General features: G+C 70.6%; 13 protein-coding genes. 9 read left to right on the top strand and 4 right to left on the bottom strand.

What is annotated here, in order from left to right; all coding sequences use genetic code 11:
* The first annotated feature begins 15 nt into the window (after positions 1-15).
* The 7 genes from AC21LY_RS12010 (at position 16) to AC21LY_RS11980 (ending at position 7502) form a co-directional block, all read left to right on the top strand.
* A complete protein-coding gene (locus tag AC21LY_RS12010; protein WP_489046702.1) occupies positions 16-1308 on the top strand; it encodes an NAD(P)H-dependent oxidoreductase in 1293 nt (430 codons plus the stop codon).
* 28 nt (positions 1309-1336) lie between these two features.
* On the top strand, positions 1337-2347 hold the full coding sequence (locus tag AC21LY_RS12005; protein WP_489046701.1) for a thiamine pyrophosphate-dependent dehydrogenase E1 component subunit alpha: 1011 nt from the start codon (positions 1337-1339) through the stop codon (positions 2345-2347).
* Positions 2344-3372: an alpha-ketoacid dehydrogenase subunit beta gene (locus AC21LY_RS12000; protein ID WP_489046700.1), complete on the top strand. Its 1029-nt coding sequence runs from the start codon at positions 2344-2346 to the stop codon at positions 3370-3372. Before AC21LY_RS12005 ends, AC21LY_RS12000 begins: the two co-directional genes overlap by 4 nt.
* A complete protein-coding gene (locus AC21LY_RS11995; protein ID WP_489046699.1) occupies positions 3372-4709 on the top strand; it encodes a 2-oxo acid dehydrogenase subunit E2 in 1338 nt (445 codons plus the stop codon). The genes AC21LY_RS12000 and AC21LY_RS11995 overlap by 1 nt, the downstream gene beginning before the upstream one ends.
* A 79-nt stretch (positions 4710-4788) precedes the next feature.
* Complete coding sequence (locus AC21LY_RS11990; protein ID WP_489046698.1) at positions 4789-5061, top strand: HPr family phosphocarrier protein; 273 nt, start codon at positions 4789-4791, stop codon at positions 5059-5061.
* A gap of 1 nt (position 5062) precedes the next feature.
* Positions 5063-6715 carry a phosphoenolpyruvate--protein phosphotransferase gene (gene ptsP, locus AC21LY_RS11985; RefSeq protein WP_489046697.1) on the top strand — a complete coding sequence of 551 codons (1653 nt, stop codon included), beginning with the start codon at positions 5063-5065 and terminating at the stop codon, positions 6713-6715.
* A gap of 43 nt (positions 6716-6758) precedes the next feature.
* Complete coding sequence (locus tag AC21LY_RS11980; RefSeq protein WP_489046696.1) at positions 6759-7502, top strand: IspD/TarI family cytidylyltransferase; 744 nt, start codon at positions 6759-6761, stop codon at positions 7500-7502.
* Positions 7503-7807: 305 nt separating this feature from the next.
* Here AC21LY_RS11980 and AC21LY_RS11975 read toward each other — a convergent pair whose 3' ends face one another.
* Positions 7808-8443 carry a 2-C-methyl-D-erythritol 4-phosphate cytidylyltransferase gene (locus AC21LY_RS11975; RefSeq protein WP_489046695.1) on the bottom strand — a complete coding sequence of 212 codons (636 nt, stop codon included), beginning with the start codon at positions 8441-8443 and terminating at the stop codon, positions 7808-7810.
* 196 nt (positions 8444-8639) lie between these two features.
* Here AC21LY_RS11975 and lpdA point away from each other — a divergent pair, with 196 nt between their 5' ends.
* Entirely contained in the window at positions 8640-10031 is a 1392-nt protein-coding gene (gene lpdA / locus AC21LY_RS11970) for a dihydrolipoyl dehydrogenase (RefSeq protein WP_489046694.1), read from the top strand.
* Positions 10024-11028 (top strand): fructose-bisphosphatase class II, encoded by a 1005-nt coding sequence (locus tag AC21LY_RS11965; RefSeq protein ID WP_489046693.1) that lies wholly within the window; start codon positions 10024-10026, stop codon positions 11026-11028. Before lpdA ends, AC21LY_RS11965 begins: the two co-directional genes overlap by 8 nt.
* Positions 11029-11081: 53 nt before the next feature.
* On the opposite strand, the gene AC21LY_RS11960 is transcribed toward AC21LY_RS11965, so the two are convergent.
* The 3 genes from AC21LY_RS11960 to AC21LY_RS11950 form a co-directional block, all read right to left on the bottom strand.
* Positions 11082-14816, bottom strand: coding sequence for an nSTAND1 domain-containing NTPase (locus AC21LY_RS11960; protein ID WP_489046692.1), 3735 nt, complete (start codon positions 14814-14816; stop codon positions 11082-11084).
* 71 nt (positions 14817-14887) lie between these two features.
* Positions 14888-15667, bottom strand: coding sequence for an ABC transporter permease (locus tag AC21LY_RS11955; protein WP_489046691.1), 780 nt, complete (start codon positions 15665-15667; stop codon positions 14888-14890).
* Entirely contained in the window at positions 15664-16575 is a 912-nt protein-coding gene (locus tag AC21LY_RS11950; protein WP_489046690.1) for an ABC transporter ATP-binding protein, read from the bottom strand. The genes AC21LY_RS11955 and AC21LY_RS11950 overlap by 4 nt, the downstream gene beginning before the upstream one ends.
* Positions 16576-16595 lie beyond the last annotated feature (20 nt).

The raw sequence follows: 16595 nt of genomic DNA, 5'->3' as shown, positions 1-16595 counted from the left end.
GGCTACACAGAACGTTTGAAGGCACGCCAGCAGGAACTCGGCCGACCGATTCGCGTCGGCCTCGTCGGTGCCGGCCAGATGGGCCTGGGGTTCATCGCGCAGGTCAACAGGATCGCCGGCATGCAGATCGCCGCCGTTGCCGACGTCCTCCCGGGGCGTGCGGCTGAGGCTCTGAGCCAGGCCGGCGTCGAGGCCGTCGTATCGACCGACCTCGGTGTCCTGGCCGAGGCTGTCGAGGCGGGCTCCTCCGTGGCACTGGAGGACGCCGCGCTCCTCAACTCGCTCCCCGTCGATGTCATCGTCGATGCCAGCGGCGTCCCCGAAGTGGGGGCCCAGGTCGCACTGAGCGGGCTGCTGGCGGGCAAGGACATCGCCCTCCTCAACGTCGAGTGCGACGTGACGGTGGGATTCGTCCTGTCGGCGATCGCGAAGCAGATGGGGCGGGTCTACTCCGTGTGCCGCGGCGACGAGCCGGCCGAGGCGAAGCGCCTCGTCGATTACGCCCGAGACCTGTCCTTCACGGTCGTCGCTGCGGGCAAGGGCAAGAACAATCCGCTGAATCCCCACGCCACCCCGGGCTCTCTCGCCGCCGAGGCTGCGGACAAGCACATGAATCCGAAGATGCTGTGCAGCTTCGTCGATGGTTCCAAGGCCATGATCGAGATGGCCTCCCTCGCCAACACGACCGGCCTCGAGGTGAGCAAGCGTGGAATGTACGGTCCTCCGTCGTCGATCGCCACGCTCGCCGAGACCTTCCGTCCGCAGGCCGACGGCGGCGTGCTCGATCGTCCCGGCGTCGTCGACTACTGCACCGGTGACGTAGCGCCGGGAGTCTTCGCCATCGTCACCACCGACGATCCGGTGGTGGCCGCGGAGATGTCGTACCTCAAGATGGGCCCGGGGCCGTACTTCACCCTGTACCGCCCCTACCACCTGGCGAGCATCGAGGCGCCGCTGACCATCGCCGAGGCGGTCCTCGACAGGACCTCGAGCCTCGCACCCGAAGCGTGGAACGCCGAAGTGCTCGCGGGTGCCAAGCGGGACCTCAAGGCCGGCGAATCGATCGACGGCATCGGCGGCGAGACCGTGTACGGGGTCATCGAATCCGCCTCCGTCACACGCGAGGAGCGCCTCGTGCCGCTCGGCCTGCTCGCTGGGGCGCGGCTGGTCCGCGACGTTCCGGCCGACGCGGTGATCAGCGCGGACGACGTCGAACTCCGCCCCGGCACCACGATCGAGGCTCTCCGACTCCTCCAGGACAAGCTCCTGCAGGGTCAGGCGATCTCGCCCGTACTGGTGCACGTCTGAGGAATCCGATCCCGAAGGGAATCACGCTATGAAGACACAAGACACGAAGTCCGCGCGGCCGCTCGCCGCCGACCCTGCGAAGGCGCGCGCGATTCTCACCACGATGTGGAAGATCCGCCGGTTCGAGGAAGCCGTCGACGATCTGTTCGCTCGCGGCCTCATGCACGGCACCATGCACCTGTCGATCGGCCAAGAAGCCGTTCCCACCGGCGCGTGCCTGTCCCTGACCCGAGACGACCTGATCACGTCGACACACCGCGGTCACGGTCATTGCATCGCGAAGGGTGCACACCTCGACCGCATGATGGCGGAGCTCCTCGCAAAGGAGACGGGCTACTGCCGAGGCCGCGGCGGGTCCATGCACATCGCCGATGTCGATACCGGCAATCTCGGGGCGAACGGCATTGTCGGCGGTGGCATTCCGATCGCTGCAGGCGCCGCCCTCGCCCAGAAGCTCAAGGGCACCAGTAACGTCGCCGTGAGCTTCTTCGGCGACGGTGCGACCAACGAGGGCGCCTTCCACGAAGGCGTGAATCTGGCCGCGGTGTGGAAACTGCCGGCGATCTTCATCTGCGAGAACAACGGCTACGGAATGTCGATGTCGAGTTCCCTGTCCATGGCGGTGCCTCGGGTCTCCGATCGCGCAGCGGCCTACGGAATCCCGGGTGTCACGGTCGACGGCAACGATGTCCAGGCCGTCGCCGACGTCATGGCAGAGGCTGTCGCGCGGGCCCGGGCCGGCGACGGGCCGACCCTGATCGAAGCCCTGACATACCGCCACAAGGGGCACTCGAAGAGCGACCAGAACCTGTACCGCACCCGCGCGGAGATCGACGAGTGGCGCGCGAAGGACCCGATCGGCAAGTTCGAGAACGCCGCACTCGCCGCCGGTGGCCTCACCGAAGCGGACCTGGAGTCGATCCGCAACGAGGTCCGCGACGCCATTCGCGACGCCATTCGCACCGGAAACGCGGCACCGGCTTCGCGCGCCGACGAGATCATGTCCGCCGTATTCGCCCCCGTGGAGGTCCCCGCATGAGCACCGTAGTCCTGACCGACAACGCACCCAGCGATGTCGAACTGGTCGAGATGTCATATTCGGATGCAGTGCGCGAGGCGCTGACGATCGCAATGAACGAGCGTGACGAGGTCTTCGTCCTGGGCGAGGACATCGGTATCTACGGCGGAGCATTCGGTGTGACCAAGGGGATGTACGAGACCTTCGGTCCCGAGCGGATTCGGGATACGCCGATCTCCGAGCTGGGAATCGTCGGTGCCGCAGTGGGCGCCGCACTGTGTGGCATGCGGCCCGTCGTCGAGATCCAGTTCTCGGACTTCACGAATCAGGCGATGGACCAGATCGTGAATCAGGCGGCGAAGATCCACTTCATGCTGGGCGGGGCGCTGACCGTGCCCATGGTGCTGCGCGCGCCGTCGGGCTCCGGCACCGGCGCGGCGGCGCAGCACTCGCAAAGCCTGGAGGCGTGGTTCGCGCACGTGCCCGGTCTGAAGGTGGTGCTCCCTGCTACGGCGGCGGACGCCAAGGGCCTCCTCCTATCGGCGATCGACGACCCCAATCCGGTGATCGTTCTGGAGCACAAGCTGCTGTACCGCACCAACGGTGAGGTCCCGTCCGGCAACGCACGAGTCCCGCTCGGCAAGGCCGCGGTGCACGGGGACGGGGACGACCTCACGATCATCGCGACCGGGATCATGGTCAGTCGGTCCCTCGAAGCCGCAGCGCGCCTCGCCGAGGCGGGCATCTCCGTCCGGGTCGTCGACCCGCGCACCCTCGTGCCACTCGACGAGTCCACGATTCTCGACGCGGTCAAAGCGACCGGAAGGGTGCTGCTCGTCCAGGAGGCGCCGCTCACCGGCGGATTCGCGTCGGAGCTCAGTGCCCGCATCGCCGGCTCGGATGCGGTCTACAGCCTGTTGGCACCGATCAAGCGGTTGTGCGGACTCGATGCCCCCATCCCCTACGCGCCGGACCTTGAGCGCGCGAGTGTCCCCCAGGTCGACGACATCGTCGCGGCCGCCACAGCCCTGGTGAAGGAGAGCTGATGCGCGAAGTACCACTCGTCATGCCCAAGATGTCCATGACGATGACCGAGGGCACGTTCATCATCTGGCATAAGCAGGTGGGCGACCAGATCAAGTCCGGTGACGTCGTGTGCGAGGTCGCCAGTGACAAGGTCGACATGGAGGTCGAGTCCACGGTCGACGGGACTCTGACGCGACTGGAGGCCGAACCCGACCAGGTCATCGCCGTCGGCGCGCCGCTGGCCTTCATCACGTCGGACGCGGACGACATGCTTGAGGGGCTGTTCGACGACCCCGATCCCGGCCCGGGAGCAAACCCGTCAGCGCCGGATGCGGATGCTACCTCCGAGGCGACCTCACAGGCATCGCCCCCGTCGCGGCGCGGACCCAAGCCGGCGGTCCCGTTTGCCCGTCGACGCGCCAGCGAACTGGGAGTCAACATCGACGAGGTGACCGGCAGCGGGAACAACGGCCTGGTCACGGTCGCCGATGTCGAAGCCGCGGCGGCAGCGGCTGCGGCTGCGACTGCGACCACCACAACGCAAGTCGCGACCCGGACAGCGACCGCCACGACGCCGGCGGCCGCAGCACCGGCCGCGACCGCGGCCGCAAGCCCAGCGGCGGCCGAGGCTACCTCCGGGAGGACCAGCCACGAACTGTTCGGTACCGTCGACATCGAGCCGCTCTCCCGCATCAGCCGCGTCTCAGGTCCCGCTCTCGCCTCATCATGGAACACGATTCCACATGTGACGCACAATGACTCAGCAGATATCACCGACCTCGACGCCTACCGTCGCGAGCTCGATACCTCTGCGAAGGCCGACGGTTACCGGGTGACGCTGCTGGCGTTCGTCCTCAAGGCAGTCGTGTCCGCACTGAAGGACTTCCCGAAGGTCAACAGCAGTCTGACCGAAGACGGGAAGTCGCTCGCACTCAAGCGGTACTACCACATCGGCGTGGCAGTCGACACCGATCAGGGCTTGGTGGTGCCGGTGATTCGCGATGTCGACCGCAAGGGCATCACCGCCCTCAGCGTGGAACTCGGAGAGCTGTCGTCCCGTGCGCGGGCCGGAAAGCTCACTGCCGACGACGTTTCGGGGGCCACGTTCACGGTCTCCAGCCTCGGCGGAATCGGGGGCACATCGTTCACGCCGATCGTCAACAGCCCCGAGGCAGCCATCCTCGGCGTCTCGCGAGGTCGCATCGAACCAGTATGGGACGGCGAAGAATTCCAGCCTCGCCTACAGCTTCCGCTGAGCCTGTCGTACGACCACCGGATCATCGACGGCGCCCTGGCGGCGCGCTTCGCAGCACGCCTGAGCTACCTCCTGTCCGACGTACGCCGACTCGTCCTCTGACCCAGACAACCCAGTCCACAGCAACCGCGCCCCGCCGGAAGCACCGATCCGGCGGGGCGCAGCCCACATCGGAGCACACATGATCGAACGCAACGTCACCATCGCATCCACGAACGGCTTGCATGCTCGTCCTGCAGCCAAGTTCGTCCGCCACGTGAAGGACCTGGATGTGCCCATCACGATCGCCCACGAAGGCGCCGAGGGCGTCGACGCCAGCAGCATCATGCTGGTCATCGGCCAGAACTTCAGCCATAACGACACCGTCGTCCTCCGTTCCGAGTCGCCCGACGCCGCGGCGGCCCTCGACGAGCTGGTTGCGATGCTGTCGATCGACCACGATGGCGAGGAATGACATGTACTCCGGTTTCGGCGTGAGTCGAGGGGTCGTTGCCGGACCGGTAGCGCGCATGGGGCTCCCCCTCGCCATTCCACCGGAGCCGCCCGGCGGGTCGGGCACGCCGGAGCAGAACCTCGCCGAAACCCGGCGTGCTCTCGAAGCAGTCGCATCGACTCTGGAAGAGCGCGCCGCGACCACCCATCCCGACGCGCGCGAAGTACTCGATGCTCTGTCGATGATGGTTCGCGACCCGGTGCTGCGGTCTGCCATCGAGCAGGCACTCAAAGAAGGAAGTGCTCCCGCACAAGCGATCTCCCTCGCTTTCAACTCGTTCCGCACAATGCTGGAGTCGGCAGGTCCGTACTTCGCTGAGCGCGTCGCGGACCTCGACGACCTTCGCGATCGCGCGGTGGCTGAGGTGCTCGGGTTACCGATGCCTGGCATCCCGGAGCGGAATCATCCCTTCGTACTCGTCGCGACCGACCTCGCACCAGCCGATACTGCGACCCTCGACCCCGAGAAGGTTCTGGCGATCGTCACCGAGCAGGGCGGCCCCAGTAGTCACACAGCCATCCTGGCCAAGTCGTTGGGGATCCCTGCCGTGGTCTCGGTGGGCGATACGACGGGCCTCCTTGACGACGACCTCGTCCTCGTCGATGGAATCGCTGGAACGGTAACGGTGCGTCCGGACGCGTCAGAGGCCGATGCCGCCGTTCGCCGCTTCCGCCGAGACGCGGAGTTCGCAGCGCGAGCTACGGGTCCCGGCCGTACTGCCGATGGCACTCCGGTCCGGCTCATGGTGAACATCGGTGCCACCCGAGACCTTGAGTCCGCTTCCGCGGCGGATTCCGAGGGAGTGGGACTGTTCCGCACCGAGTTCCTCTTCCTCGACCGGGAGACCGCCCCAACGGTCGAAGAACAGGCCGCGGCGTACCGAGAGGTGTTCTCCGCCTTCGCCGGCCGACGTGTGGTGGTCCGTACGCTCGATGCGGGCGCCGATAAGCCGCTCGGCTTCGTTCACCACGGCGCCGAGCCGAATCCGGCCCTCGGCGTCCGGGGTCTGCGCACGACGCGCTTCGCACCGGAGCTACTCGATGATCAGCTCGCTGCGATCGCCGCGGCGGCCGAGGGCGTCGACCTGGAGGTCTATGTGATGGCGCCGATGGTGTCCGTCGGCGCGGAGGCACACGCGTTCACCGAACGGGTGCGGAGCGTGGGACTACCGGTCGCCGGATCGATGATCGAGGTTCCGGCTGCGGCACTGCGCTCAGCATCGATACTCGAACACTGCGACTTCATCAGCATCGGTACCAACGACCTGGCTCAGTACACGTTCGCGGCGGATCGCATGCTGGGCGAGCTCGGAGACCTGCTCGACCCGTGGCACCCTGCTCTTCTGCAACTCATCGGTATCACCGCTGCCGCCGCGAAGGACTGCGAGAAGCCGGTCGGCGTCTGTGGCGAAGCCGCGAGCGACCCGGTACTGGCGCAGGTCCTCGTCGGATTGGGCGTACGGAGCCTTTCGATGGCCCCGTCGGCGATCCCAGCGGTGCGAGCCGCGCTCCTGTCGAACACGATCGAGGAGGTGACCGCCGCGGCTGATGCAGCCCTGAACGCCGGGGACGGAGCGGAAGCACGCGAAAAGGTGTGTGCGCTCCTGCGGTGTTGAGATCGAGACCGCCAGTCCCGCCACAGAAGATTAGGCTGAACCCATGGAGTTCGAACACGCCGCCGGCGCCGCAGCCGTCGTCCTCGCCGCCGGAAACGGCAGCCGAATGAAGATCGACAGCAACAAGGCCTACCTTCCGGTGGCGGGGCTGCGCATGGTCTCGTGGACCCTGCAGGCGGTCCTCGATGTTCCCGCCCTGACCCGAACGCTGTTGGTCACGCGGGAGGTCGACTTCCACCGTGCCTCGCTGACGGTCGAGCACGACGTCCCTGAACTCGATGTCGAAGTGATCGCGGGGGGCGCCTCTCGCCACGAGTCCGAATTCAAGGCATTGGAGTACCTTGCTCCGGAGATCGAGAATGGCACCATCGACGTCGTCCTCATCCACGATGCCGCACGCCCGCTGGCCGGGGCCGCGATGCTCCGCGAGGCCGTGACCATCGCTCGCGAGGTCGGCGGAGCGGTGCCCGCCCTCGATTTCGACCACGCGGTTGAAGTCCTGCCTGACGGCGCCGCCGTCCCTACCTCGGGCCGGCTGGTTCGCGTCCAGACACCGCAGGCGTTCCGCGCGCGCCCACTCCTCGACGCCTACCGCGCCGCCGCGCGTGCAGGGTTCGAGGGCACGGACACGTCGTCGAGCGTCGAACAATTCAGCGATACCCCCGTACAGACTTTTCCGGGCAGTGAGCGCAACCTGAAGGTGACCTTCGCCCACGACCTGTTCATGATCGAGCACTTGCTGGCAGCGGGCTCACCAGATTCTGGAGGAACGAATGGAAGGGCATGAACAGGCGATACTCGTGTGCGACGCCTGCGGGCAGGAGGCAGAGCATCGGCTGCTCTATGCCGGTCACATCCTCGTGTCGACGACCTGCACCGAATGCGGCTACGCACAGCAGCACTCCGATGGCTCGGTGGGCCGTGCCTACCTCCGAGACCTACCGTCGAGGGTGACCAGCAAACCCCATGCCGTCTATCGTCGGTTCAGGCGACGGCCCCTACGAACCGTTCGCGAGGTCGCGGTCTCGGTAGCACTGCTCCCGGTCAAGCTGATTCGCGAAGCGATCACGATCGCACGGAGCTGAGCACGACTCAGGCGAAAGTAGCCTCGTACACTCCGCGGTCCGCGACGATCACCTCAACCTGCACGGCGTCGAACACGTACCGGAACTCGTCGAACTCGTCCCGGCCAGTCATGAGCAGGGCCCGCCTCAGAACCTCGGCCCCCAGGGCCCGCGGATACTCGACGGACCTCAGCAGAGACCGGTCGACCGTTCGGCTGACCCGGCCGTCGTCGCCCACCGACTTGACGCTGTCCACGACCGTCGTGGCCGGAACCGCCGCCGCCGCGCCGTCCCGCACCGCCGAACCGAGGGCCCTCCATAGCTGTGTGCCGGCGAGCGGTCGATGCGGGTCGTGGAGAAAGACCACAACGTCGCGGCCGCAGTATCGGTCGATCCAATCGACGCCGCGCGCGACACAGGCGCCCCACGACGCACCTCCCGGCACTTCGAGGAGAGACACGGCCGTCAGACCGTGGCGCACCAGAAGATCGGCCACCGCACCGCGATAGCGTGCCGCCACTGGGACCACCACTCGCGCGTCGACGCTCTGTGCCCGACGAATCGCCTCGACCAACGGATACCGGCCACCGATACCACGGCCCTGTGCCGGCGTGCTCGTACCGGCGACCGGCAGCAATGCCACGCCGCCTCTGCCGACCGTCATCACCGGACCTCGATTCCTACCGCAGTGGGTGGCGAGCACACCGCTGACCACCCCCGTTCATCCCTCAGATGCTATCCGAGGACAAAGCCGCCCGTTCGCCACAGGCAATTCACCAAGGCTCTATCGCTCGGCGGTCCCAGGAGCTACCATTGAACATAAGTGCAGAAGAATCACATATGTGACACGAGAGTGAGTCATGACCACGAATCCCGCGTACGACCTCGTAATCCTCGGCGGCGGCAGCGGCGGTTACGCCGCCGCACTCCGCGCCTCCGAACTCGGCAAGCGAGTAGCACTCGTCGAGCAGGCGGAGCTCGGAGGCACCTGCCTTCATCGCGGGTGCATCCCCACGAAGGCGCTGCTCCGCTCTGCGGAGATCGCGGATTCGGTCCGCAACGCAGGAAAGTTCGGCATCGCCGCAACCCTCGAGGGCATCGACATAGGAGCCGTCGACAAGTACAAGCGATCAGTGATCACCGGGCTGTTCCGCGGCCTCTCGGGTCTCATCCGTAGCCGCGGGATCGACGTCTTCGCGGGCCGCGGCACAGTGACCGCACCGGGACAGGTGACGGTTTCCGCCGACGACCAGCCCGAGACGACCGTCTCCGGGCGTGATCTCCTGATCGCGACCGGGTCGGTACCGCGCCATATTCCGGGAATCGAAGTCGACGGCACACGGATCATCGACAGCGACCATGCACTGGAGCGGCAGAGCGTGCCGAAGAGCGCGATCGTCCTGGGCGGCGGCGCGATCGGCTGTGAGTTCGCGACGGTGTGGAGGTCGTTCGGTGCCGATGTCACCATCGTCGAAGCACAGCCGCGGTTGGTTCCCGCCGAGGACCCTTCGTCGAGCAAGGCCCTCGAGCGTGCATTCAAGAAGGAGGGGATCAAGGCGGTATTGTCCGCGCAGGTCCAGAGCGCCGTGGCCGACGCCGACGGCGTGACCGTGACCCTGGACAACGGGTCGATCCTCACCTCCGAGGTGCTCCTCGTCGCCATCGGGCGGGCGCCGTCGACGGCCGGAATCGGACTCGAGGAGATCGGCGTGACCCTCGACCGCGGCTACATCGTCGTCGACAAGGACTACCGAACCGGCGCTGCCGGGGTCTACGCGGTCGGCGACGTGATCCCAACCCTCCAGTTGGCCCACGTGGGCTTCGCCGAGGGCATCTTCGTCGCCGAACACATCGCCGGTCTCGCCCCCACGCGGATCGACTACACCGGGATCCCTCGAATCACCTACTCGCACCCCGAAGTCGCGTCCGTCGGCCTGACATCTGACCAGGCCGTCGAGGCCGGACACGATATCGCCGAGGTCACCTACGACCTCGCCGGGAACGGAAAGGCACGCATCCTGGGTACTTCGGGGACCGTCAAGGTGGTCGCCGCCAAGAACGGGCCCGTGCTCGGAATCCACATGGTGGGCGACCGCGTCGGCGAGCTTCTGGCGGAGGCCCAACTGATCGTCAACTGGGACGCGCGCCCGGACGAGGTCGCTCTGCACATCCACCCGCACCCCACGCTGTCCGAGGCAGTCGGTGAAGCCCACCTGGCGCTCGCCGGAAAGCCCCTGCACGTTCATGACTAGCGCACAACCCCGTACGGCACAACACGCCGAATCGGCGACCCGCGACCTGACGATGGATCTGGTCCGGGTCACCGAGGCGGGTGCGCTCGCCACGGCCTCATGGATCGGCCGCGGGCGATCCGAAGCCGGGCTGGCGGCGTCATCGGAGGCGATGCTGGCCACTCTCGACTCGGTCAACATGGCCGGCGTCGTAGTGAGCGGGCACCCGGGCCACGCATACGGCTCGACCGAAGGCAGCCCCCATGTCGGCACGGGCATCGGCCCAACCACCGAGGTGCTCATCGATCCCATCGATGGTAGCCATCGAATGGCCGTCCAGATGTCCGGAGCGATGGCGGTCGTGGCGGTCATCGAGCGCGGCAGGTCGCTTCGGGTCTGGCCGGGAACCTACATGCACAAGCTGGTCGTCGGCAAAGACGCCGCCGGTGTCGTCGACCTCACTGCACCGATCTCGACGAACATCCGCGCGATCGCACGCGCCCGAGGCATGCCGACACGTGATGTCACCTGCGCGATTCTCGAGCGGGCACACCACCGCGAGCTCATCGAGGACGCCTACACGACCGGCGCGGAGATCATCCTCATCCCGGACGGCGACCTCGCCGCGGCTGTAGGCGTCGTCCGGCCGACACCCGACTTCGACCTCCTGGCAGGTATCGGAGGCGCATCCGAAGGAGTGCTCGCGGCCGCCGCAGCGCGGTGCATGGGTGGCGAGGTCCACGCCCAAGTGGTGTCGGCTCCCGCGAATGGTGCAGTCCGCCGGTTCGGCGACGTCCTCACCACCCGCGACTTGATCGATGGCGACGAGGTCCATTTCGCCGCCACCGGCGTGACCGACGGAACCGTATGCAACGGCGTGCGCGTCCATGGCGAGAACGCACATACACACTCGATCATGTCGCGGTCGAGTACCGGAACGGTGCGAATGGTTCGTGCCGTCCACCGCCTACGAAAAGCGCCCGATGGCGGCCCGAATCGGGGTAGCGCAACGGCGTAGGGGCCCTCATCCACCGGCTCGCCCGGAACTAGCCGACGGCGGGGCCCGCGGGCTCAGCAGCCGGGGACCGGTGCCACACCGGGCAGCAGCCGCTCCCAGCGGTGCGGCTCGAGCGCGCCGGGCGTTCGCGCGCACACCACTGCGGCCGCCGCACCGGGATCGGGGTCGACCAGCCGGGGCGCGCCGGACGCCCGGTCGAAGACCAGCAGCCGCGGGCCGGCGGCACCGTCGACCTCCGCGGCCCACGGGCGCAGCCTGATCCCCGCCCCGATCCCCGTCGTCACGGGCCGCAGGCTGTCGCCGCGCACCTGCCCGATGGTCACGCCGTCGCGCTCGGTCGTCAGCACGACGGTGCCGTCGGCGCGCAGCGCCGCGGCCAGGACGGGGCCGCCCAGCAGCGTGTCCGTGCGGCGGGACGCGGCGCCGTCGGCCCGCCAGAGCTCGGCGTTCTCGGCACCCACCAGCAGTCGATCGGGACCCGCGAAGGCGAGCGCCGCCACCGGGCCGCCCGCCCGGCCGATGTCCACCGGCGCCCCGCCGTCGAGGGCGGCGAGCCGCACCCGTCCGTCGTCGGTGCCCACCGCGATGCGGTCGGCGGAGACGGCCAGCGAGGTGATCAGCGCGGACGGCCAGCCGCCGAGGTCCCGGCGCTCGGGCTCGCCGCCCGGAGGCCGGCCCGGGTCCGGCACGCGCCACGCACCGAGCGAGCTGTCGGTGGCACCGCTCACCAGCCACCGGCCGTCCGGAGTGAAGGCCAGCGCGTCGGTGTACCGCGTCCCGACGGGGATCGACGCCAGCCGGTGCAGATCCGTGGTGTCCCACAGGTCGATCCGGCCGGAACCGGCGCGCGCGGTCGCGAGCACGGAACCGTCGGGGCGCAGGGCGACGCGCGCCCCGGGCCGGTCGAGCGGCACGGCGCCGGCCTCCCGCGGGCGGCCCGCGCCGTCGGCGCGCCACAGCCGCACCACGGGATCCGCGCGGCCGGAGGTGGCCGCCACCCAGCCCGACGGCGCGTCGGCGACGGCGGCGCGGGCGATCCCGCCCTCCTGGCGCGGGCCCGGTTCGGCGGCCGGCCACAACCGGACGGTGCCGTCGGCCGCCCCTGCGGCGACCGCGCCGTCCGGCGCGACCGCGGCCGCCACCACGCGGCGGTCCGCGCCCGTGCCCTGCGGCAGGGGCTCACGCGGAACCGGGTCGCCGGGCGCGGTCACGTCCCAGCGCTGCAACTGTCCCTCCGCCGCGCGGACCAGCAGCAGGCGGTCCCCCTCGCGCGCGAACCGCACCGACCACGACACCCCGGCGCTGGCGGCCAGACGCACCGTGCGAGCGGGCGCCCCCGCCGGACCGGTGAGATCCACGAGCAGGGTGTCGCCGCCGTCGCCGGTCACCGCGAGCCGCGTGCCGTCGGGGCTGAAGGCGAGCGCATGCACCGTCGCCCCCAGCTCCGGTACGGGCGTACCAATCTTTCGGGGCGCCGCGGGATCGGCGATGTCCCACAGGGTCACGGCGCCGCGCTCGCCCCCGGTGGCGATCAGCGGCGCGACGGGCGAGACGGCGACCGCGCGCAGGGGCTCGCCGTCGACCCGGGCGATCCCGGCGGGGTGCAGATCGGGGCCGCGGGGGTCGAGCAGGGTGACGGTGCCGTCGTCCGACGGTGCCGCCACCAGCACACCGTCGGCGGTGGGTGCGACGTCGTACGCGGCGCCACGTCCGACCGTGACGCCGCCGGTCCGGCGCGGGCTCCCCGGATCGTGCACGTCCCACCTGCTGACGGTCCCCGTCCCGTCCGCGGCCAGCAGCACGCCGGGGGCCGGGAAAGAGACCGCGGTGACGAAGCCGCCGAACCCGGCGAGCACGCCGAGCGGGCGCAGCCCGGTGTCGCCGGCGCGCGCGAACAGCCGGACGGTGCCGTCGTTGCCGGCGGTGGCCAGCGTGCGGCCGTCGGGGGCGAAAGCGACGCCGTAGACGGGGCCGGTGTGCGCTTCGGTCACGCCGGTGAGCGGGCGAAGGGTGGCCGTCAGCACGCGCCCGGCCCCCGCGGGGTCGCCGGGGGCGAGCCCGCGCGCCGCCACGGCCAGGCGCCCCGCCACAGCGGGATCGGCCTCGAGGAGCCCGCCACTCACGCCGGAGATCCGGGTGTAGTCCGCGGCCCTCCGGTCGGCCAGCAGCTCGTTGCGGTCGTCCACGGCGAGGGCCGTGAGCGCGGCGAGGCCCGCGACCAGCGCCACCGCGACGGCGGCGACGGCCCGGCGACGGCGTCGGGTGTGCCGCGCCGCGCGCCGGGACCGCGCGAGGAACTCGCGCGCCGCGCCCGGCAGGATCGCCTCGCCCGCGCCGCCCTCCTCCTGGCCCGACGCCGCGAGCTGCGCGGCCGAGTACAGCAGCCCCGGTGCGCGTCCCGCCGCCGCCCAGCGCTGCGCGGCGTGGATCACGATGTCGCGCTGCCCGATCGCGACGGCGCCCTCCGCAAGCCAGCCGGTCATCCGCGGCCAGCTCGTGATCACCGCGTCGTGCGCGATCTCCAGCACCCGGCGCCCGTCGGCGAGCCCCGCCACCAGGATGCGACGCCGCACCAGCTCCTCGACGACCTCTGCCCCGCCGGCCGCCTCGACCACGTCGTCGTAGCGGCGCCGGCGCCGGAGGAAGCCCCCGGCCGCGCCGCACTCGCCGTCGCCGACCGCGATGGCGACCATCGACAGGAGCACGCCGCGGGCCGCCTCGGCCCGGGCGGGCGGAAGGTCCGCCCACGCCGATTCGGCGAGGCCCGCGATCATGGCCGCCGCTCCCCCGGCCTCGCGGTAGTCCTGCAGCGTGATCCTGCTGCCGTCGTGCCGGTCCCACAGCTCGCGCAGGCAGTACGCGAACAGCGGCAGCCGGCCCGCGCGGAGGTCGTCGGCGCCCGCCGCATCGCCCGCCTCGGGCTCACCGCCGGCCCCGGCGGCCGCAGCCAGCCCGGTGTCGGCGATGAGGAGGTCCGCGAGCCCGGGGTCGGTCCGCGCGCCGGCCAGGCGGGCGGGTTCGGTGCAGGCCTCGCGCAGGCCGGTGGTCGTGGGCGGGCCGAGCCGCAGTTCGCGGTCCTCGAGCGCGGCGGCGAGGACCGCGTGGCGCTCGAGGAGCGCGCGCTGGTCCGACCGCACCGCGAGGACCGCCGTGGAGTCCGTCGCGGACAGCCGGTCGACGAGCTCCGCGAGCGCCGCCGCCGCCTCGTCCGCCCCCGCCGCCAGGAGGGCGCCGGCGTCGTCGAGCACCTCGATCCGCTCCGGGTCCGCGCCGAGCCCCGCGGCCAGCAGCGACGACTTGCCCGCCCCCGACGGGCCCGTGACGAGCACGATGCGCTCGGCCGGCGGCGCGTCGCGGCACTCCTCGACCATCCGCGCGAGGGCCTCGGTCTCCGCGCCGCGACCCCGGAACCGGCCCGCCGCGGCGGACGTCATCGGCGCCGCGCCGGGGTACGGCTCGGTGATCGGGTCGTCGGCAGCGGCGCCGTCGCGGGCCGCGGCCCACAGCCTGCGCCAGTCGGCGATGGAGAGGACGGGGCCGTCGCCACCGGCGTCACGGGCCCGCACGGTCAGCCACAGCAGCAGCGGCTCGATCGTGGCGAAGTCCCTCGGCAGGTGGTTGGCGTTGCGCCAGTCGGAGATCCGCTGCGCGGAGATGCGGGTGCCGCGGACGGTGCCGATCTTCTCGGCCGTGGTCCGCAGCGACGGGCTCCCCGCGAGTACGAACAGCTCCCGTAGCGCGGCGGAGAACGACGTCCCGCACGGCGCCGCCGCATCGCTCGTTCGCACAGGTAAGCAGGGTAGGAGCCGCCGGCCACGACGGGCAAGTCCCTGTGACGCCGCGACGGGACATCGCCCGGTCAGACGACGGCGCGGCTGTCCAGGCCCCGCGCCGACCACAGCGCTGCCCCGGCCGCGACCGCCGCCCACACGGCGGTGTTGATCAGCGGCACCGTCGCATCGCCGTGCGTGAGCGGCAGGTGCGCGAGCGCCCCCATCCCGTACATGGGCGTGAACCGGGAGAAGACCGCGAACGGGCCCGAGTCGATGGGCACGAACAGGCCGCCGGCGGCCGCGAGCAGCGCGAGCCCCGGGCCGGCGATCTGCATGGCGTTCTGCGAGCGCATGCGCAGGCCGATCGCGATGCCGGCCGCGGCGAAGACCGCCGAGGACGCCCAGGCGAGCAGCGGCGAGAGCACCCACATCGCCACGTCGCCCCGTGCCCCGAGCCCGGCGCCCACGACGAACATCGCCACCACCGCGGCCAGCGACTGGACCATCGCGACCGTGACCCGCACCGCGACGTACCGGTGCAGCGAGGGCTGCAGCACCTGCAGCTGGCGCACCCATCCCTGCCACCGCTCGGTGGCGATCCGCGCCGCGGCCGCCGTGGCCGACATCGCCGCGGCGAACACCGCCATGGAGATCATCACGTAGGCCGTCGCGTTGCCGCCCGGGTAGCGGTACTCGCGCACGTCGTCGCGCAGGCCGAAGACCAGGAACATCAGCACCGGCAGCGCCACGGAGAACGCGAGGAACCGCGCATCGCGGGCCGCCCGCAGCAGGTCCAGCCGGACCCAGGTGGTGAACCGGCCGCGGGGGGCCGGGCGCGCCGGCGCGCCGATGGTCGAGTCGGTCATGCCGCTGCTCCTTCCGTGCGGTGCCGTCCGAAGAGCACGTCCTCGAGCGTGGCGGGGGCCGCCTGCACGGCGGTGAACCGCGGGTCGGCGGCCAGCACGGACGCCGCCGCAGCACCCGCCCGGGTGTGGCACTCGAGCATGCCACCGCGCATCCGGGTGAGCTCCGCGGCGGGCAGGTCCGGGAGTTCCGTCGCGCCGACGACGCTGCGCGCCCGCACCACCACGAGCCCCGCGACGCGCTCGCGCAGCGCGCCCGTCGCCTCGTCGTGCGCGACGGTGCCGTCCTGCAGGAAGACGACCCGGTCGGCGTACCGCTCCGCCTCCTCCACCAGGTGGGTGGTGAACAGCAGCGCCCCGGTGCCGAAGGCGACGTGCTGCACCAGCTCGGTCCAGATCACGGCGCGCGCGTCCACGTCCAGCGCGGCCGTCGGCTCGTCGAGGATCAGCAGCCCCGCATCGGAGGCGGTCGCGAGCGCCACCTGCAGCCGGCGCCGCTCGCCGCCCGAGAGCACCGCGACCTTCCGGTCCGCCACCGCGGCCAGCCCGAACCGGGCGAGCAGCCGGGGACCGTCGAAGTCCGTGCCCGCGACGGCCGCGTAGTACCGCACCGCGTCGGACACCGACAGGTCGTGCGGGAGCCCGCCGTCCTGCAGGCAGGCGGCGACGGTGCGCCGCTCCCGCGCCCGGGCGGGCGGCTCACCGTGGATCGCGACGGTGCCGGCGGCGAGCGGGGTGACCCCGAGGATCCCGTCGACCAGCGTGGTCTTGCCGGCACCGTTCGAGCCGAGCAGGGCCACCACCTCGCCGGGACGCACCCGGAAACCCACGCCGTCGATCACGGTGCGGCCGCCGCGGTCCATCGAGACCCCGGTGATGATCAGCGGATCGTCCATCTCTGTCTCCCTCATCGGTCGGTTCATCGCAGGTG

The organism is Tsukamurella sp. II2bb (genome assembly GCF_057815145.1).
The sequence above is the reverse complement of the archived record's forward strand: the minus strand, read 5'-3'. Positions and strand labels throughout refer to the sequence as shown.